Raw genomic sequence first — 17,211 nt, forward strand, 5'->3', positions numbered from 1 at the left:
GGAAATATGGGTAAATCGTTACTGATCGTTGAGTCCCCCACCAAGGTCAATACTTTAAAAAAAATCGTTGGCAAAGATTTTATTATTAAAGCCTCGGTTGGGCATCTTAAAGATCTTCCCAAAAAAAAGCTTGGTGTGGATGTCGATAATGGTTTTGCTCCTGAGTACATCACGATCAGGGGTAAAGGGAAAATCCTCCAGGAGCTTAAAACTGCTGCTAAAAAGTGTGACATGATTTACCTTGCACCGGACCCGGATCGTGAGGGAGAAGCGATAGCTCACCATATTGGTAACGAAGTGGCAAGATTTACAAAAGGAAAAATTTTCCGGGTCACATTTAATGAAATTACTAAAAAGGCAGTTTTAGATTCTCTTAAAAACCCTACCGAGCTTAACAATAACCTTGTGAATGCTCAACAGGCCCGTAGAATTCTAGATCGCCTTGTCGGTTATAAGATAAGTCCAATTTTATGGAAAAAAGTTCATCGGGGGCTAAGTGCTGGTCGTGTTCAATCAGTAGCTTTAAGGATAGTTTGCGAAAGAGAGCGTGAAATTCAAGCTTTTAAACCTAAAGAGTATTGGTCTATAACATTAGATTTGGAAGGAAGTCAAAAGCCGAAATTTCAAGCCAAATTATTTAAGATTGGTGACGATAAAGTAGAGATTTCAAACAGGGCTGAAGTAGATGTGATCCTCAAGGACCTTGAGGGATCTGAACTCGTTCTTGATGATATTGTAAAAAAGGAAAGAAAAAGAAATCCAAGCGCCCCTTTCATCACCAGCACACTCCAGCAAGAAGCATCTCGCAAGTTAAGCTTTTCACCTAAAAAAACGATGATGCTTGCCCAGAGACTGTACGAAGGAATTTCAATCGGTAAGAAAGGGACCGTTGGTCTAATCACCTATATGCGTACGGATTCGGTAAGATTGTCTGACCAGGCACTCAATGATGTTAGAGAATATATTCCTGAAAAATATGGCAAGGAGTTCCTCCCGGAAAAGCCCAACTCATATAAAAGTAAAAAGTCTGCCCAAGAGGCTCATGAAGCGATTCGTCCCACTGATGTTCGTCTGGAGCCTAACCTTATAAAGGATAACCTTGAAAAGGATATGTACCGGCTTTACCAGCTAATTTGGTCTCGCTTTGTATCATGCCAGATGGTGCCGGCAATCCTGGATACAACCCAATTTGATATTAAGACAGGGAAGTATTTGTTTCGCAGTAATGGTTCGGTACTTAAATTCGCTGGTTTTATGAAAGTATATGTTGAAAGCCAGGATGATGAGAAAAGCGAGGAGTCCAAGCCACAAGGGAAGGTAGATGATCGCCTTCTTCCTGCTCTCAATAAAGGAGAGATTTTAAAGACCAATGAAATACTTCCTGAACAACACTTTACACAACCTCCGCCCCGTTTTTCTGAGGCGATGCTTGTTAAAGAGCTGGAAGAAAAAGGGGTTGGCCGGCCAAGTACATATGCGGCGACCATTAGTGTGATAAAGGACAGAGATTATATTCAAAACATTGAACGACGTCTGCAACCTGTTGAACTTGGGTTTATGATCAATGATCTTCTGGTTGAATATTTTCCGGATATCATGACCACAGAATTTACTGCAAATATGGAGAACCAGTTAGACGATATTGAAGGGGGTAAGCTGGAGTGGGTGGAGGCTCTTAAAACTTTTTATGCTCCCTTCAAAGTTGACCTGGAAAAAGCTGAAGAAAAGATGAAAGACTTCAAAGCTCAGGTTGAGGAAACCGATGAAGTCTGTGAAAAATGTAATCAACCCATGATTATTAAATGGGGGCGTTTTGGTAAGTTTATGGCTTGTTCGGGTTATCCAGATTGTAAAAATACCCGGGATCTTGGAGATAAAGGCGGTGCCGATAATGGGTCTAAGACTGATGAAGTAGAAGGGAATTGTGAAAAGTGTGACTCGCCTTTAATTGTGAAACGTGGGAGGTTCGGGAAGTTTATAGCATGTTCCAATTACCCGGAGTGCAAGTTTACCAAAGCAATTGGACTCGGTATTAAGTGTCCTGAGGAGAATTGCAAGGGTGAAATTGCAGCTCGCAGGTCTAAGAAGGGAAGAACCTTTTATGGTTGCACAAAATACCCTGACTGCAAATTTACTTCGTGGGACAAGCCGATAGGGGAGGCTTGCCCGGAATGCAAGAATCCATACATGGTTGAAAAATGGAAAAAGAACGAAGACCCTTCTATTCTCTGCCCCAGTTGTGGTTTTAAGAAAACTGATGCTGCGGCTTGATTGTGAATGATTTTTTAACAGTTATTGGTGCGGGACTTGCCGGATCTGAGGCGGCCTGGCAGGCAGCGGAACTTGGTGTCCAGGTTGTTTTGTATGAAATGCGGCCGATAGTAAATAATCCCGTCCATAAAACTGATAATTGTGCCGAATTAGTTTGTAGTAACTCGCTGGGAAGTAACCAGCCTTATTCCGCTCCATTTATTCTTAAAGAAGAACTTCGAAGTTTAAATTCTATTGTCATCAAGTCTGGTGATAATAATACTGTCCCCGCGGGTTCAGCGTTAGCGGTTGATCGTAATTTGTTCTCTCAGGAAATCACCAGAAAACTACTTGACCACCCCAATATTACTATCAAGCGTCAGGAAATTGTTGATATTCCCGACGCGGGTCCAGTAATCATTGCTACCGGTCCATTAACCTCTCCGAAGCTGTCAGAACAAATCTCTGAATTGATTGGCCAAAAATATTTGTATTTTTACGATGCATTGTCACCAATAGTTAATGCTGATTCGATAAATTATGAGAAAGTATTTTTTGCTTCAAGGTACGATAAGGGCGATGCGGATTACCTGAATTGTCCCATGAATGAGGAACAGTATCATTCGTTTGTGAGGGAGTTGAAAAATGCGGAGAAAGTTCAATTTGCATCATTTGAAAAACCTGTTTACTTTGAAGGGTGTATGCCGATAGAGGTGCTGGCTGAAAGGGGAGACCGGACTTTAGCCTTTGGTCCTTTAAAACCTGTTGGGTTATCCAATCCTGAGACGGGAGAAAAAGCTTTTGCGGTAGTTCAGTTACGAAAGGAAAACCGTGAAAGCACTGCGTACAATCTCGTTGGGTTTCAAACCAAACTGACTTACCCTGAGCAGAAAAGAGTTTTTTCTATGATACCGGGATTGGAAAACGCCGAGTTTTTCCGTTTAGGTGCTATTCATCGCAATACTTATATAAACTCTCCCAGTCTTTTGACTGGCGAACTGGAATTAAAAAGTAAGCCTGGTTGTTATTTTGCCGGGCAGATAACCGGAGTGGAAGGCTATGTTGAGTCATCAGCGATGGGGCTCCTGGCAGCTGTAAGTGCCGTAGCAAAAATAACTGGCAGGCCTTATTCGCCACCTCCTGTCGACACGGCATTGGGCGCGTTGATCAATTATTTGGTCAATTCTAAAAGTAAAGGGTTCCAACCTATGAATATAAACTTTGGTTTGTTCTGGTCTGAAGATATGAAGATTCGCGATAAGAAAATAAGAAACCAAAAAATTGCTATGAATGCTATTGCGAAGATTAATGAATGGAAGAATGGATTAAAGAATTTTATCCCTGCTCACTCATAAGAGCTTAAGCTGAATTTTATTAGACAATACAAACAGCCATTACCTGCTTTAAGTCACAATCGCCTTTGAAAATTTTATAAATACCATCTTGTTTAAGCGTAGTCATCCCTTCCGAAAGGGCCTGTTCTCTTAGCTCTTCAACGAATGCTTTTTTCATAATCATTCTTTTTATCTCGTTCGTTCCTTCTAGACATTCATGTAATCCTGTTCGACCCGCATATCCCGTGTCGCCACAGCTTGAACAACCTACAGGTTTTTTCAGAATTAAGTCATCAGAATACTCAATATTAAGTTTTTCAAATCCATCTCCATATTCTTTAACAAGAGAATCGAACTCCTCTCTAGTCGGGTGGTAGTCCTCCTTACATTTTTTGCAGAGGGTGCGAACGAGTCTTTGCGCAACGACCAGGAGCAGTGCATCTGCAAAGTTTAAGGGATTCATTCCCATATCCAGCAAACGAGTAATAGTTTCAGGGGCTGAGTTGGTATGGAGGGTGCTGAAGACCAAGTGCCCTGTAAGAGATGCTTCTAGTCCAATGGCACACGTTTCAGAATCACGCATTTCACCAACCATTATTACATCTGGATCACCACGTAAAAAGGATTTCATGGCACGAGCAAAATTGAGACCTATTTTGTTTAGCATTTGTACTTGTCTTAGCCCATCCTGAGTTATTTCTACCGGGTCCTCCGCAGTCCAGATTTTCAGCGCCGGAGTATTGATGTGACCTAGGCAGGAATGCAGCGTTGTTGTTTTACCTGATCCAGTTGGACCCACTACTAATATCAATCCATAAGGCTTGTTGCTTTTATCCTTAACGAGCTCAAGATTTCTCCGAGAAAAATTCATTTTATCCAATGGGATGGGTTTGTTTGCGGCAAGAATACGTAAAACGGCATCTTCATTGCCACCAACTGTTGGACAGGTTGCGACACGATATTCGATATCCTTTTCTCCGTACTTCATTTTTATTTTTCCATCTTGAGGTAATCGTCTTTCTGCGATATCTAATTGCGACATTATTTTTATTCGGGATATTATTGCCTGTTTGTATAAGTAAGGTATCTCTTGGTAAATACCACACAATCCATCTTTTCGAAATCTTACCTTGATTGGATTCTTTTCTATACCAGGTTCAAAATGAATATCAGAAATTCCTTGGTCGTAAGCATCAATTAATATTTTATTAATTAGGCGGACAATGGTGCTGTCTGATTCGCTAATAACTTCTGTCTCATCTTGCTCCTGTTTAATTATGCTGCTTGTTTCTGCAATTTCATCTTCTAAAGCATCTAAAAGTGAAGAGACTTCTTCAGAGTAATTATCATTATTAGTATGATCCTTTACTTTCTCTAGGATCATTGCAGATGCGAGGAATTCCTTAATGTCAATTTTTAACCCAACTTTAACTTCAATTTCCTTTTTAGGGAAGATCATTTGAATATTTTGAATTCGATTTTTATCAAATGGGTTATCTGTCAAAACCACGATTCTTGTATCATTGTTTTCTAAGGGGACTAAATTGTTTTTTATAAGATAACTTTTATTGAATCCGTTAAAATTTGATTGAGGGATAATAATGGAATCATTGAATCCAAGATATGGCGAGCTGTAATAAAGCTCAATTGATTTGCCAAGCTCTAAACGTTTTATTTTTAATTCATTTAATAAAATAGCTTCTAAATCAATTTGTTTTTTTCGTGCCTCTTTTATAGCTTGGTTCATTTCATCTTGGGAGATGATCCCTTTTTCTACTAATAAACCAAATTTTGTGCGTTTTTTTCGGATAATTTTTTGTTGATTGAATATAGCCAATGCAAGAGCGTTAGAAATAATTTTAGCATTTCGTTCGTCGTATTCTGTGAACTGTTCCGCACCATTTTTATTGACCAACTGCAAAACACCCATTATTAAATTTTCTTTAAGCAAAGGGAATACAAGCATTGACTTGCTTTGTATTTTAGTCTTTTTATCCCACGAACTATCAAACTTTAGGTCCGGATGAAAAATTCTGAGTTCATCTGAGTTGTATACATCAATTATATTTGCTGACTTTTTAGTTTGAGCGACATACCCTGAAATGCTTTGTGTCGATATAGGTACTCTTGTCTTATTAATTTCCCCTTCAAACTTTGCTATCGAATATAACTCATTGCGGACTTCATCAATGGCATAAATTGTAACTAATTGAGCATCAAATAAATGGAGAATTGGTTGGTGGATCTCAAGAAGAATTTCATCTATCGAGAATGCGGAATGAATTAAATATTCTGTGCTTTTTATTCTTGATTCTATACTTTCTATTTCCAGTTGGACCATTGCATGTCCAAGTGTGGTTGCTAATTCATTTGCATTTCGGATATGGTTGAGGCTGAATTTTTTTCCAGACTTGCAATTTATACATTGAAGAACACCAATTAACCTATTGTTGTAAGGAAGGGGAAATGCTAGTACTGACTTGGTATTAAATGGTATGGATTCATCCCAAGACTTGTCTAGTTTTAGATCTGGGTAATATTCATTTAACTCTTTTTCATCATAGGCGTTTTCTATGTTTAGAGTTTTCCCTGTTGCGGCCACAAAACCTGCTAGATTTTTTGCGGATATATCCAATCGGATTTCATCTATTTGCCTAGTTGTAAAGTTTTTTGTATAAACCTGCCTTTTTTTTCTATCTACAGCAAAAAGGGAAACTCTTTCACATTCAAAAATATTTTTGAGATCATTGGTGATGGAGAATATGCTTTGTGTAATATTATTGCTGGATAAAATTTTATCTATAATATGCCGAGTCTGGTCGCTAAATCTCCTTCCTCGCTTTAAATTATTATTGATGAGCTTGTCAGTCGAACGTCGGTTAAGATTGTTGATAGTCTCATGGCTATCTATTGCATGGTCTTCCGGCAAATTATGATAAAGTTCGGGGTCGTTTGAATTCATCACATACTTGGAGTGGAAAAAAGCCTTTTAAGAAACATTTTATTTAACTTTTTATTAAACACTAATCATAAAGTATTCTACTCTTAAGTGAAATCAAACTCAAGATAGGTTAATCTCTGGCATGATCATATATTATTAAATTTTGGTTCATGACTAGAACAGCAGTTGATTTTTGGTTATTTTAATCAGGAGTTGATAGATATCCTGATCAAGATAATTGAACCTAAACTCATATTCTTTAAGGTGCAAATAAAAGTAGACTTAATCATACTGCGAAACCTGGACAGACGAGCTTTGGAGAACTGGCCTGCCCCCCAAAACTCTTCAATGCCATTAATGTGAGTCGATGCCTTAGCAATCTCATTGCGTCCATGATCGATTAGTGGAGTTAAGCATAGCAACAAAGAAATTGCTATGCTTTGAAGAGATGCTGAGCTTTTAGTTGATTTAAACGTCAAGATCTTGAACAAACTCTGCTTTTTCCTTTATAAATTTGAATCGTGAGGCGGCATTTTTGCCCATCAAGTCACATACTGTTTTGCTTGCTTGTTCAGCAGACCCTAATGTTACCCGGATCAATGAGCGGGAATTTTTGTTCATGGTGGTTTCTTTTAAATCTGAAGCAGGCATCTCTCCCAGTCCTTTAAAGCGACCAATTTCATGAGAAGTGCCGTTTAACGCCTCTACAATTTTATCTTTTTCCTCATCTGTCAGGGCGTAGAACATTTTTTTGCCAGCATCAATTCTATATAGAGGGGGCTGGGCAATAAACAAATGACCTTTCTCGATAATTTGCGGGAGACACCTGTAAAAAAAAGTAAGCAGCAGTGTGCAGATGTGTGCTCCATCAACATCCGCATCGGTCATAATTATGATTTTCCCGTATCGAAGTTTACTGTAATCGAATTTATTGCCAATACCCGTTCCACAGGCTGATACAAGGTTTTGAATTTCTGTGTTGGCCAGGACCTTTGTCATGGTTGCTGTTTCAACATTCAGTATTTTCCCTCTAATTGGAAGGATAGCCTGAGTTTTCCGGTCCCTTGCTTGTTTGCTGGAACCCCCTGCGGAATCGCCTTCGCAGATAAAGAGTTCAGCCTGGTTTTTATCAGTTGTCGCGCAGTCAGAAAGTTTTCCGGGTAAATTGAGTCTATGAGAAATGTTGGTTTTCCGCTGGACTGCATCTTTAGCTTGTCTTGATGCGATTCGGGCTTGAGCTGACAAAATGATACGGTTTGCAAGAGTATTGCCTAGGCTCTGGTTTTCGTTTAAATAATGCTCAAGGGTATGATTGACGACAGACTCAACCTGCGAAGTGATTTCTGAATTTAACCGACCCTTGGTTTGGCCTTGAAACTCTACTTCACCCTGCAAATAAACATTGATAATCGCGATCAAACCTTCCCGAACATCGTCACCGGTAATTCCAGATATTTCTTTGGGGAGCAGTTTTCGTCTATCTATATAAGCCCGGATTGCTTTAGTGATTCCATTGCGGAAGCCATTTTCATGAGTCCCGCCGTCAATCGTACGGATGGAGTTAGCAAAAGAAAGAATCTGTGTGTCGGTATTCGGTGTCCAAAGAAAAGCAGTCTCAAGTTTTAAGCTCTTATCTTCTTTTTCTACGTAGAAAGGCTTGTCCATCAAAGTAGGTTTTTGACCGACTATTTTTTTGATGTAGTCCTGTATGCCATCCGGATAATGAAATAAGTGTGTATTTTTATTTTCATTAACAATGATTTTCAGGCCCTTGTTCAGGAAGGCCTTTGATTCTGCGCGTTCCAGGATAAGCTTTGGATTGAAGTCGGTTTTTGGAAAGATATCTTCATCAGGTTTAAAATAAACAATGGTGCCATAGTTCCTTACAGGTTTCCCTTTTTTAATTTTTCCTTTAGGCTTGCCTCTTGAATAAGTTTGACTCCATTCAAACCCGTCCCGGCGAGAAGTTGCTACCAGTTTCTCAGACAAGGCACACACTACAGCCATCCCAACACCATGAAGGCCACCGGATACTTTATAATTGCCCTGGCCAAACTTTCCTCCTGAATGTAGAGTGGTGAAAAGTATTTCCATGGCGCTCTTTTTCGTATTGCGAAACGGATCTACCGGTATTCCTCGTCCGTTGTCCTTGATAGTCACACCTTTATCTTTTTCCAGGGTGACTTCGATAGTGTCGCAATGGCCGTTTAGTGCCTCATCAACACAGTTGTCCAGAATTTCCCAAAGCAAGTGGTGCAGGCCTGTGGAGGAGGTAGAACCGATATACATTCCCGGGCGTTTGCGAACAGGTTCAAGACCTTCGAGTACCTGTATGTCTTCAGAGCGGTATTTTGACATGGGTTTATTTAATATTTGTAATGGTTTTCCGTTTCGAAACAATTACGCCCTGGCTGCCTCGGTTGCAGAGACGTACGCTTTTGACAGTAATGATCTTATTAGCACCGGAAGAGAACTCAATTTCTACTTTTTCTTTTAAGTTGACGAGTTTGAATCCAGCCAAACTACTATCTCCAGGCTTCATAAGTGTGACTCCTTTACCAGAACCTGATAGTTGGGTGACCTGTTCAGTTGGAATCACCACCGCTTTACCTTTTGCAGTAGCTAAAAAAACATGATCGTGTGTGACGGGAGCAAAACCGATCATGCTGTCGCCTTCTTTCAGGCTCATAATTTTTCTTCCTGAACGCGTTGTCTCAGTCAAGTTTGATGATGGAAAACGGAAACCAAAACCGTTGGCACTGGCCACCATAAACTCCGGAGGATCATTTTCAGGTTTTGTTTCTTTAATGAAGTTAAGTGTGGTTTGACCATCAGCATCGGTCGAATCTGTATCATCACTGGAAGGGGAAACGATAGTCATCCCTATAACCTTTTCCCCGTCGCCAAATTTGAATAAACTTTGCACGGGTTCTCCAAACCCGCTTCTAGTGTAGGGGAGATTGTATACCTTGGTGACATAGGCGGTTCCAAACGATGTGAACAGGGCAAGCAGGTTTTGAGTGTTGGATTGCAACGAACTGAGCAACTGATCGTTCTCTTTGAATTTTAATCCGGATGGATCGCCCACGTTTTTTAGTTTTCTAATCCATCCGTTCTGGCTGAGGATGATATGCACATCTTCATGTTCGATGAAATCTTCTTCGTTGTACTCGATGTCTTCTACAGTTTTGATTTGAGTGATACGCTTGTCACCGTGTTTCTTCTTGATCTCTTCAAACTCATGTTTTACCTCTGCCCAGATTTTCTTGGGTGATTTGAGAATAGATGTGATTCTTTTTTGCTCAGCACGCTTCTCTTTTTGTTCAAGGAGAATCTTTTCCATTTCCATTCCAACCAGTCGATAGAGAGGAATTTCGAGTATGGCGGTAGTCTGTTCATCATCAATCTTAAATTTCTTTCTTAATTTCTCATGGGCTTCCTTGCGGGACTTTGAAGACCTTATAAGCTTTAATGCTTTGTCTAAATCATCGAAAATAATTGCGAATCCATTAAGGATGTGCAGTCGTTTTTCAATAATAGCCAGTTCATAATTTAATCTGCGAGTCACAACCTGTTTACGAAACTCCAGAAACTCCTGGCAGATTTCCAGAAGTGACAGGCGCTCAGGCTCTCCATTTGGTTTGAGACAGTTAAAGTTGATTTGAAAACTGCTTTCCAGTTCCGTGTGTTTGAATAGATAACTCATCAACTTGTTTTCATCACCCGTACTTTTAACTTCGAGCACAACTCGAACCTTTTCGTCACTCTCATCCCTGACATCGGTCAATGCAGGAAGCTTTTTGGTGATGATGATCTCTGCGATTTTTTCTATCAACCGGGATTTGTTAACACTATAGGGGATTGCCGTCAGGATAATCTGTTTCTTTCCTCTTGGCAGGGGTTCAACCTTCCATAGACCACGGGTTTTTACCGCGCCCATGCCAGATTGATAAGCCTCTCGTAATTCTTTCTTGCTATTTAATATGATGCCCCCCGTAGGAAAGTCAGGCCCTTTTATATGTTTCATCAGATTGGCCACTGTTTGTTTAGGAGTGTCAATCAGTGAAATTAATGCCGATAAGACTTCATTCAGGTTATGACTGGGGAAAGAGCAGGCCATACCTACAGCTATCCCTGAAGAACCATTTATTAGTAAATTGGGAATGCGGGATGGCAATACTACCGGTTCTTTCAGGGTGTTGTCATAGTTGGGCCGAAAATCGACGGTATCTTTTTTAATATCCTGTAATAAATAGGAAGTAATGGGTGTTAAACGTCCTTCTGTATAGCGATAGGCAGCTGGAGAATCGCCATCCATCGAACCAAAATTACCTTTCCCATCCACCAGGGGATAGCGCATGGAAAAATCCTGTGCCATGCGAACCATTGATTCATATGTAGATGCGTCACCATGGGGATGGTATTTACCCAAAACCTCACCAATGATCTTGGCGGACTTGACATGTTTGCTTGCGGAATTCATCCCCATACTTTCCATTGCAAACAGTATTCTGCGATGAATAGGTTTCAATCCATCCCGCACATCAGGAAGAGAGCGAGAAACAATAGTTGAGAGTGCATAGGTCAGAAACCTTTTCTCTAATTCATCTTGTAAGTCGGAAGTTTTTTCCTGCCCCATGAAATGATCCTGGATGGTTGTAGAATTTAAGAAAAGTTGAGCGGATCAACTTGACGTTTGTGGTTTGCGGTCTTATTAAACTGGTAAGCCAGAAGTTTTAATGCCTGGTTGGGAGGTTTATATTTAACTCAAAGTTTCAAAGGTTTAGACTTTCTTTATATTTTTAAGCCTTTAAGTTTTATATTTTAGTTGATCAAATGATGTCTATATATTGTATGCCTGAGTTATTTATATACAATATAGAGAGTCATAAAGCAAGTGTATTCAATTGATTAACACAAGCCGCCCTCAATATCCCGAAAAATGATAACTTGATTCATTTCAGAGGGATAAAATCTTTTTTAAGCGAGTTACATCCTATTTAGTGTTTGGCAGGGTAATCATTGGGTTTTTTACTTATGCCTCACAAATTATAAATTTTCGGTTCTATTGCCGATTGAAAAAATATTTTAGGAGTTATCCATGTCTGCCCCCAAGCTGCAAGATAAAGTGATTGATGCGTTAAAGACGGTTCAAGACCCTGACCTGCATAAAGATATTGTGAGCCTTGGGTTTGTCAAGAATTTGAATATTGATGGTGGGAACGTCAAATTCGATGTTGAACTCACGACACCAGCCTGTCCGGTAAAAGAACAATTGCGTACGGAATGTGAAACAAAGGTGCAAGAGATTGAAGGTGTTGAAAAGGTCGATGTCAATATGACTGCTGTTGTCAGGCCTACTGAACATGCACAGCCAGTTTTGACAGGTGTGAAAAATATTATTGCTGTAGCAAGTGGTAAGGGTGGTGTTGGCAAGTCAACGGTTAGCACCAATTTGGCAATAGCTCTCTCTTTAACAGGGGCACGAGTTGGTCTGATGGATGCTGATATTTATGGACCCAGCATCCCTCAAATGATGGGCATTCCCATTTCATCGCCAAAAGTGGGTGAGGAAAATAAATTCTTCCCGCATGAAAAATACGGTTTGAAAGTGGTGTCAGCCGCGTTTTTGACTAAACAGGGTCAGCCTTTGATGCTTCGTGGGCCTATGTTAGGCGGGATTATTCAACAATTCCTGCAAAACGTGGAATGGGGCGAGTTGGATTATCTGGTCATTGATCTGCCTCCTGGTACAGGTGATGTGCAGTTGACTTTGACTCAGAAGGCTCCAATATCCGGTGCGGTGGTTGTGACCACTCCCCAGGAAGTCAGCCTGATTGACGCCGATAAAGGTGTGAAAATGTTTCAGCAGGTCAAAGTACCTTTGCTCGGTATTGTTGAGAACATGAGTTATTTTGTCTGTGACGGATGCGATAAAAAACATCATATTTTCAGGCAGGGTGGTGGAAAATCGCTTGCTGATAATTTCAAAATTCCTCTTCTTGGAGAAGTGCCAATTATCGAAGCGGTTGCGGAAGGTGGGGATGCGGGAACACCTATTGTCATATCTAATGCTGAGTCTCCAGCAAGTCAGGCTTATAAGGATTTGGCGGGAAGGGTCGCGGCGCAACTTAGTATCAACCAGGCAAACAGCGGTGAAAAAGTTTCCTCTGATTTTGAGTTGGCCTGGAAGAGTTAGTTGCCAAAACTTTACAAACTATTGGCTCTTTATTAATACGCAAACTGGGAAGAATAATTGGTTATGAATGCACCCGCTCCGAAGAACATTAAACAAGTTGACGAGTCCACCTTGGGGATTTCCTGGAATGATGGCCATGAATCCGTTTATTCAGTGAAACATTTAAGGGAAAGTTGCCCGTGTGCGAATTGTATCGATGAATGGAGCGGAAAAAAACTGATTGAACCAGGTTCCATCTCAGATGAAATACGTCCGCGTAATCTTAAAGCGGTGGGACTTTATGCTATTCAATTTGATTGGAGTGATGGGCATAACACGGGGCTTTACACGCATGAGCTTTTGCGTCAAATCTGTGAGTGTGAAACCTGTAAAAGCAATAAAGTTGCCAGCTAGGCTCTAACTATTTGATTTTGTGACAGATTTGAAACATTATCGGGACATGGTTGCGATATAGATGTTCCATAATAAGAATGGATGGTTATCCCTCTGCTGTTGCCTCCTCCCCCCTTTCCAAAAATGGCGGAGGGGTTTCCAGACTCATTGAACTGTCAAGGACAATATAACGAGAAGAGTGCTTGGGAATACAGACTTAAGCGCTCCAACCCTAAACGGGAGTAGCGGTCAGGGCTACTCCCGTTTTTTGGGTTCGAGCTGTTAGAAGATGCTACTCAATTAAGACTAATGGGCATGGAAGACTTTCTATCCGAAGCCTGGGCCCCATGCCTGCGGCGGCTCGCCTCTACATGCCTACTTTTTCACGAACCTCGTCCATGACTTTAGCGTCGATTGTTGTGATGCCATTTTCGACAGCAAAGTTTATGACGGTTTTCTTAGCCATACCTCTTACGAAAAATGGGACCTTTTTTATTCGTTGTTCTGCTTCTTCGGTCCATATGAGGTCATCTTCAGGGTTAGTGCTTTTGAGTTCTTCCTTGGCCTGAGCCAGAGCCGAACCGACAGCGGCCATGGGTGCCTTGCTCACATCGGTGGCTCCACCCATTTCTACGCCAAGCTTGCTGACAAACTCGGTTTCAAATTTGTTGGTGAGCATGGCAATGCTGTGTCCACACTTTTTGCATTTAAACTTCATGGCAAGATTAGCTTTTTCCTCAGGCATGATGCCTTCGGTCTGAACTTCCATCTTGACATCGCAGGGGATACAAAGGAATTTCATTACGTCTCCAGTTTATTTAGTGGTAAATTTTTCAATATTTTCTACGGCCTCAGCAATCGCTTTGCCTGTAACAGAATCTTTAAATTCATTATAAAAAAGGTTTCCGGATTGGCTCTGAGACACTCGAGTATCAAAAGGAATCTTTCCTATATATGGAACTCCCTTTTGTTCGCTCAATTTGTGAACATCTTCACCATCAAACAATTTACCTTCTTTTTCGCAATGTGGGCATACATAGGTAGCCATGTTTTCAATGAGGCCAATAATGGGCACACCCATTTTATTGTTCTTTGTGATTGACTTCGTCACAATATGTTGTGAAAGCTGAGAGGGAATGGTAATTTCAACGGCTCCTGCCAGTTCAGGAATCAGTGAGCGAATATTATCAATCCTGTCGCTGCCAGGCGGCATATCGATGAGAAGATAATCCAATTCACCCCAATTAGTGTCTGCCAGCAGTTCGCGGATAGCTGTGGACTCCATGACGCTCACCCAGGACGCTGTGGCATCGTCTGCATCGGTCCACATTACAGGTGTGTCTGCGGACTTTAACAGCATATCCATTGACATGATGCGGATTCCCTGATACCCGATGCCAGGGTTGAGTCCATCGTCTTTCATTTCGAGTTGAGCATTGTTGCCGACACCAAGAAGATGGCCTATGCTGGGTCCGTTCAGATCAGCATCAAGAATACCGACTTTTTTGCCGCGGTCAGCAAGGCATGAAGCAATGTTGGCGGTTATTGAACTTTTTCCAACGCCTCCCTTTCCACTCATTAATGCAACCTTATATTTGATCTTGTCTAGACGGGATCGTAGTTTTGCACCTAGCTCTACGACTTGTTCAACTATGTTGGATCCGCCATCACCTTCAAGATCCTCATAAGTTTTCATGAAATACTCCTTAAAATAAACCGGTTTTCCAATGTTCCAGCCTTTATGTTTATTGGAACTAGAGTTTCCATCATAAATTAAAACAGGTATATATTAAAGGTTTTTTGAAGTTTATGGCAAAAATCAGTCTGGACCTTAAGATATTTTTATCTATTGTGTTGTTTTCTGTTGACCCTTGAGGTTTATCTCATTTAGATTAGCAAGTTTAGCCTTGTATTCGAAATTACTTATAATTTTTTGGAATTAAATAATGGATCTTACGGAAGATGACAAACGATTGATCGAAGAGGAAGAAGCGTTGCTTGAAAGTACCTTGCAGTCTTTATGTCAACAGCTTCCAATTGTCCAGGAATCCAAAATAACCGCCAATATGGCGGCGCGTGAATTGACCAGTCAGATAGTTAATGAATGGAATCATGAAGAAAGACAACCTCTGGTTTCTGATGAAGCGGTGGCTCATCGCATTTTGGACATACGCAAAGACAGTGATAAGGCCCTGTATGCGTTGATTCAGGAACCTTATTTTGGAAGGGTCTGTACGAAGGAGGAAGACGGTAGTGAGGTGTCATTCCTGATAGGAAAAAAAAGCAATATTGATGCGGGAATTGTGGATTGGAGAAATGGACCCATAGCCGGGTTATATTTCAACTATAAACAGGAAGAAGAGTTTTATGAGGTAATCAATCAGCGAGAACGGAGTGGGCATATCCAACTAAGACGGTCTTATAGGATTGAAGGGGGTCAATTGATGCAGATCGATACGCCGGAAGGTGTTTTCAGGAGAGGTGAGACGGGCTGGTCAAAACTTGATGTCGAAGATGAGGTTGCGGCACACCGGTCAAGAGCGAAAGACTCAAAAGAAAAGCGTCTTCCAAGTATTCTTTCATTAATAACCAAAGATCAATTTGAAATGATCACCAGCGATGCTGAACGGCCTGTTATTATTCAGGGCTCTGCTGGTTCGGGCAAAACTACAGTCGCTCTGCACCGACTGGCCTGGTTGTTGCACGAAGAAAATTCTTTAGCAAGAGCGAAAAATACCCGGGTTGTGGTGATGAACAAGTCACTGCAAATATATGTTAGCTACACCTTGCCATCTATGGGAATTGAAGGTGTTCAGTCTTCCACTTTCAATAGTTGGGCATTGTCTATTATCGGTAAAGTTGTTCGCGGCAGGCCTTTCTTCAAATTCCTGAATGTTCCCTCTTTTGTTGAAGAAATAAAGTTTTCTGAGGAGATTCTAAGGGCTCTTGAAGGGTGGGTGGACAAACAGGTCATCAAATTAAATGAAGATATTGTGAGGTTCTTCAAGCCATGGCCCGGGCAGGTGAACTCGTGGAAGAAGACAGAAGCTAATGCTCTTTTACCCCGATTAAGGGACTTCACTCATGAAGTTAAAGAAGCCAGCTTGCCAAAATTTGACAAGGATAAATGCCTGGAATTTCTGGAACGTAAATGTTTCGAACTGGAAGATTATGTTCAAGATGTATATGACTTGTTATCAGATTCAGAACATTTAAAATCCTACCTCCCTGCCAGTCCCAAACTGGGTTCTAATCTGGATTATCTGAAAAGACTGACGAACAAAAACAGGGAAAAACATAATCTGGATTATTTTGATATGTCCCTTGTTTTGCGACTCATACAAATTAAAAACGGTGGTTTGCCAGATGGAGATGGTGGGGTGATTTCACTGGATCACTTGGTGGTCGATGAAGCCCAGGATTTTGGTCCCGTTGAATTTGCCATTATGACATCTGCTGTCGGTGATAAACGCCAAATGACCATTGTCGGCGATGTGGCGCAGAAAATTCTTCAGGCAAGAAAATTCATTGGCTGGAACAAGGTCGTGGAAAACCTGGGAATGGAAGAGGACTCTATTATTCGTCTCGAAGTTTCGTTCCGGTGTACGGTTCCCATCATGACTTTGGCGCATAAAGTGGCTGGAGATCCGAAACAAGTTGAGGGTAGGGCCGGTCCCGATCCGGAGTGGTATAAGGCAGACGACAGGGAAAGTATGCTGGAGCATCTGGTTGAGTGGTGTAATCGTCAGGTCAAGATGGATCCTTACAAGCTCATTGCCATCATATGCCGCTATCCAAAACAGGCTATGGAGTTAAAAGAGGAGTTGGAAGAATATCTGTCTGGAGAAGTTCGTCTCGGACATCGCAATCAGTTTTCTTTTGACCCTGGAATTATGGTGACAAACATTCACCAGGTAAAAGGTTTGGAGTTTGACTCTGTTGCGATGGTAGAACCTGATGAGGATAATTATCCTATAAAGAGGGAAGAAAGCAGAAACATGTTATATGTTGGGATCACCCGGACTCAGGATGACCTGCTTTTGACCACGGTCAAACCATTTTCAAGGGTATTTTTTTATAAGTAGAAGTTATGGCAATGTATTTTTTATGAAATG

Annotated in this window: 10 protein-coding genes; 5 read left to right on the forward strand and 5 right to left on the reverse strand. The window is 41.0% G+C overall.

The annotated features are described in order from the left end of the window. Positions 1–6 precede the first annotated feature (6 nt). Together topA and F3741_02100 are read left to right on the forward strand one after the other, a co-directional pair. Positions 7–2,271: a type I DNA topoisomerase gene (topA, locus tag F3741_02095; protein MZG29587.1), complete on the forward strand. Its 2,265-nt coding sequence runs from the start codon at positions 7–9 to the stop codon at positions 2,269–2,271. A gap of 2 nt (positions 2,272–2,273) precedes the next feature. After that, positions 2,274–3,605: a methylenetetrahydrofolate--tRNA-(uracil(54)-C(5))-methyltransferase (FADH(2)-oxidizing) TrmFO gene (locus tag F3741_02100; GenBank protein ID MZG29588.1), complete on the forward strand. Its 1,332-nt coding sequence runs from the start codon at positions 2,274–2,276 to the stop codon at positions 3,603–3,605. Between the two features lie 19 nt (positions 3,606–3,624). Here the strand turns inward: F3741_02100 and F3741_02105 are convergent, their stop codons facing one another. The 3 genes from F3741_02105 to parC form a co-directional block, all read right to left on the reverse strand. After that, a complete protein-coding gene (locus F3741_02105; protein ID MZG29589.1) occupies positions 3,625–6,546 on the reverse strand; it encodes a GAF domain-containing protein in 2,922 nt (973 codons plus the stop codon). A 447-nt stretch (positions 6,547–6,993) separates the two neighbouring features. Continuing rightward, on the reverse strand, positions 6,994–8,883 hold the full coding sequence (locus F3741_02110) for a type IIA DNA topoisomerase subunit B (protein ID MZG29590.1): 1,890 nt from the start codon (positions 8,881–8,883) through the stop codon (positions 6,994–6,996). 4 nt (positions 8,884–8,887) lie between these two features. After that, positions 8,888–11,164, reverse strand: coding sequence for a DNA topoisomerase IV subunit A (gene parC, locus F3741_02115; GenBank protein ID MZG29591.1), 2,277 nt, complete (start codon positions 11,162–11,164; stop codon positions 8,888–8,890). Positions 11,165–11,626: 462 nt separating this feature from the next. Here parC and apbC point away from each other — a divergent pair, with 462 nt between their 5' ends. Together apbC and F3741_02125 are read left to right on the forward strand one after the other, a co-directional pair. After that, positions 11,627–12,724: an iron-sulfur cluster carrier protein ApbC gene (gene apbC / locus F3741_02120; protein ID MZG29592.1), complete on the forward strand. Its 1,098-nt coding sequence runs from the start codon at positions 11,627–11,629 to the stop codon at positions 12,722–12,724. Positions 12,725–12,787: 63 nt separating this feature from the next. Then, the gene (locus F3741_02125) at positions 12,788–13,117 is read left to right on the forward strand and encodes a DUF971 domain-containing protein (GenBank protein ID MZG29593.1); all 330 of its coding nucleotides are present in this window, start codon (positions 12,788–12,790) and stop codon (positions 13,115–13,117) included. Positions 13,118–13,463: 346 nt separating this feature from the next. On the opposite strand, the gene F3741_02130 is transcribed toward F3741_02125, so the two are convergent. Then, entirely contained in the window at positions 13,464–13,898 is a 435-nt protein-coding gene (locus tag F3741_02130) for a hypothetical protein (protein MZG29594.1), read from the reverse strand. A 12-nt stretch (positions 13,899–13,910) separates the two neighbouring features. Beyond that, the gene (locus F3741_02135; GenBank protein ID MZG29595.1) at positions 13,911–14,792 is read right to left on the reverse strand and encodes an Mrp/NBP35 family ATP-binding protein; all 882 of its coding nucleotides are present in this window, start codon (positions 14,790–14,792) and stop codon (positions 13,911–13,913) included. Positions 14,793–15,042: 250 nt separating this feature from the next. Here F3741_02135 and F3741_02140 point away from each other — a divergent pair, with 250 nt between their 5' ends. Further along, positions 15,043–17,181 (forward strand): AAA family ATPase, encoded by a 2,139-nt coding sequence (locus tag F3741_02140; GenBank protein ID MZG29596.1) that lies wholly within the window; start codon positions 15,043–15,045, stop codon positions 17,179–17,181. Positions 17,182–17,211 lie beyond the last annotated feature (30 nt).

Source organism: Nitrospinota bacterium, assembly GCA_009873635.1.
Lineage (GTDB): Bacteria > Nitrospinota > Nitrospinia > Nitrospinales > VA-1 > LS-NOB.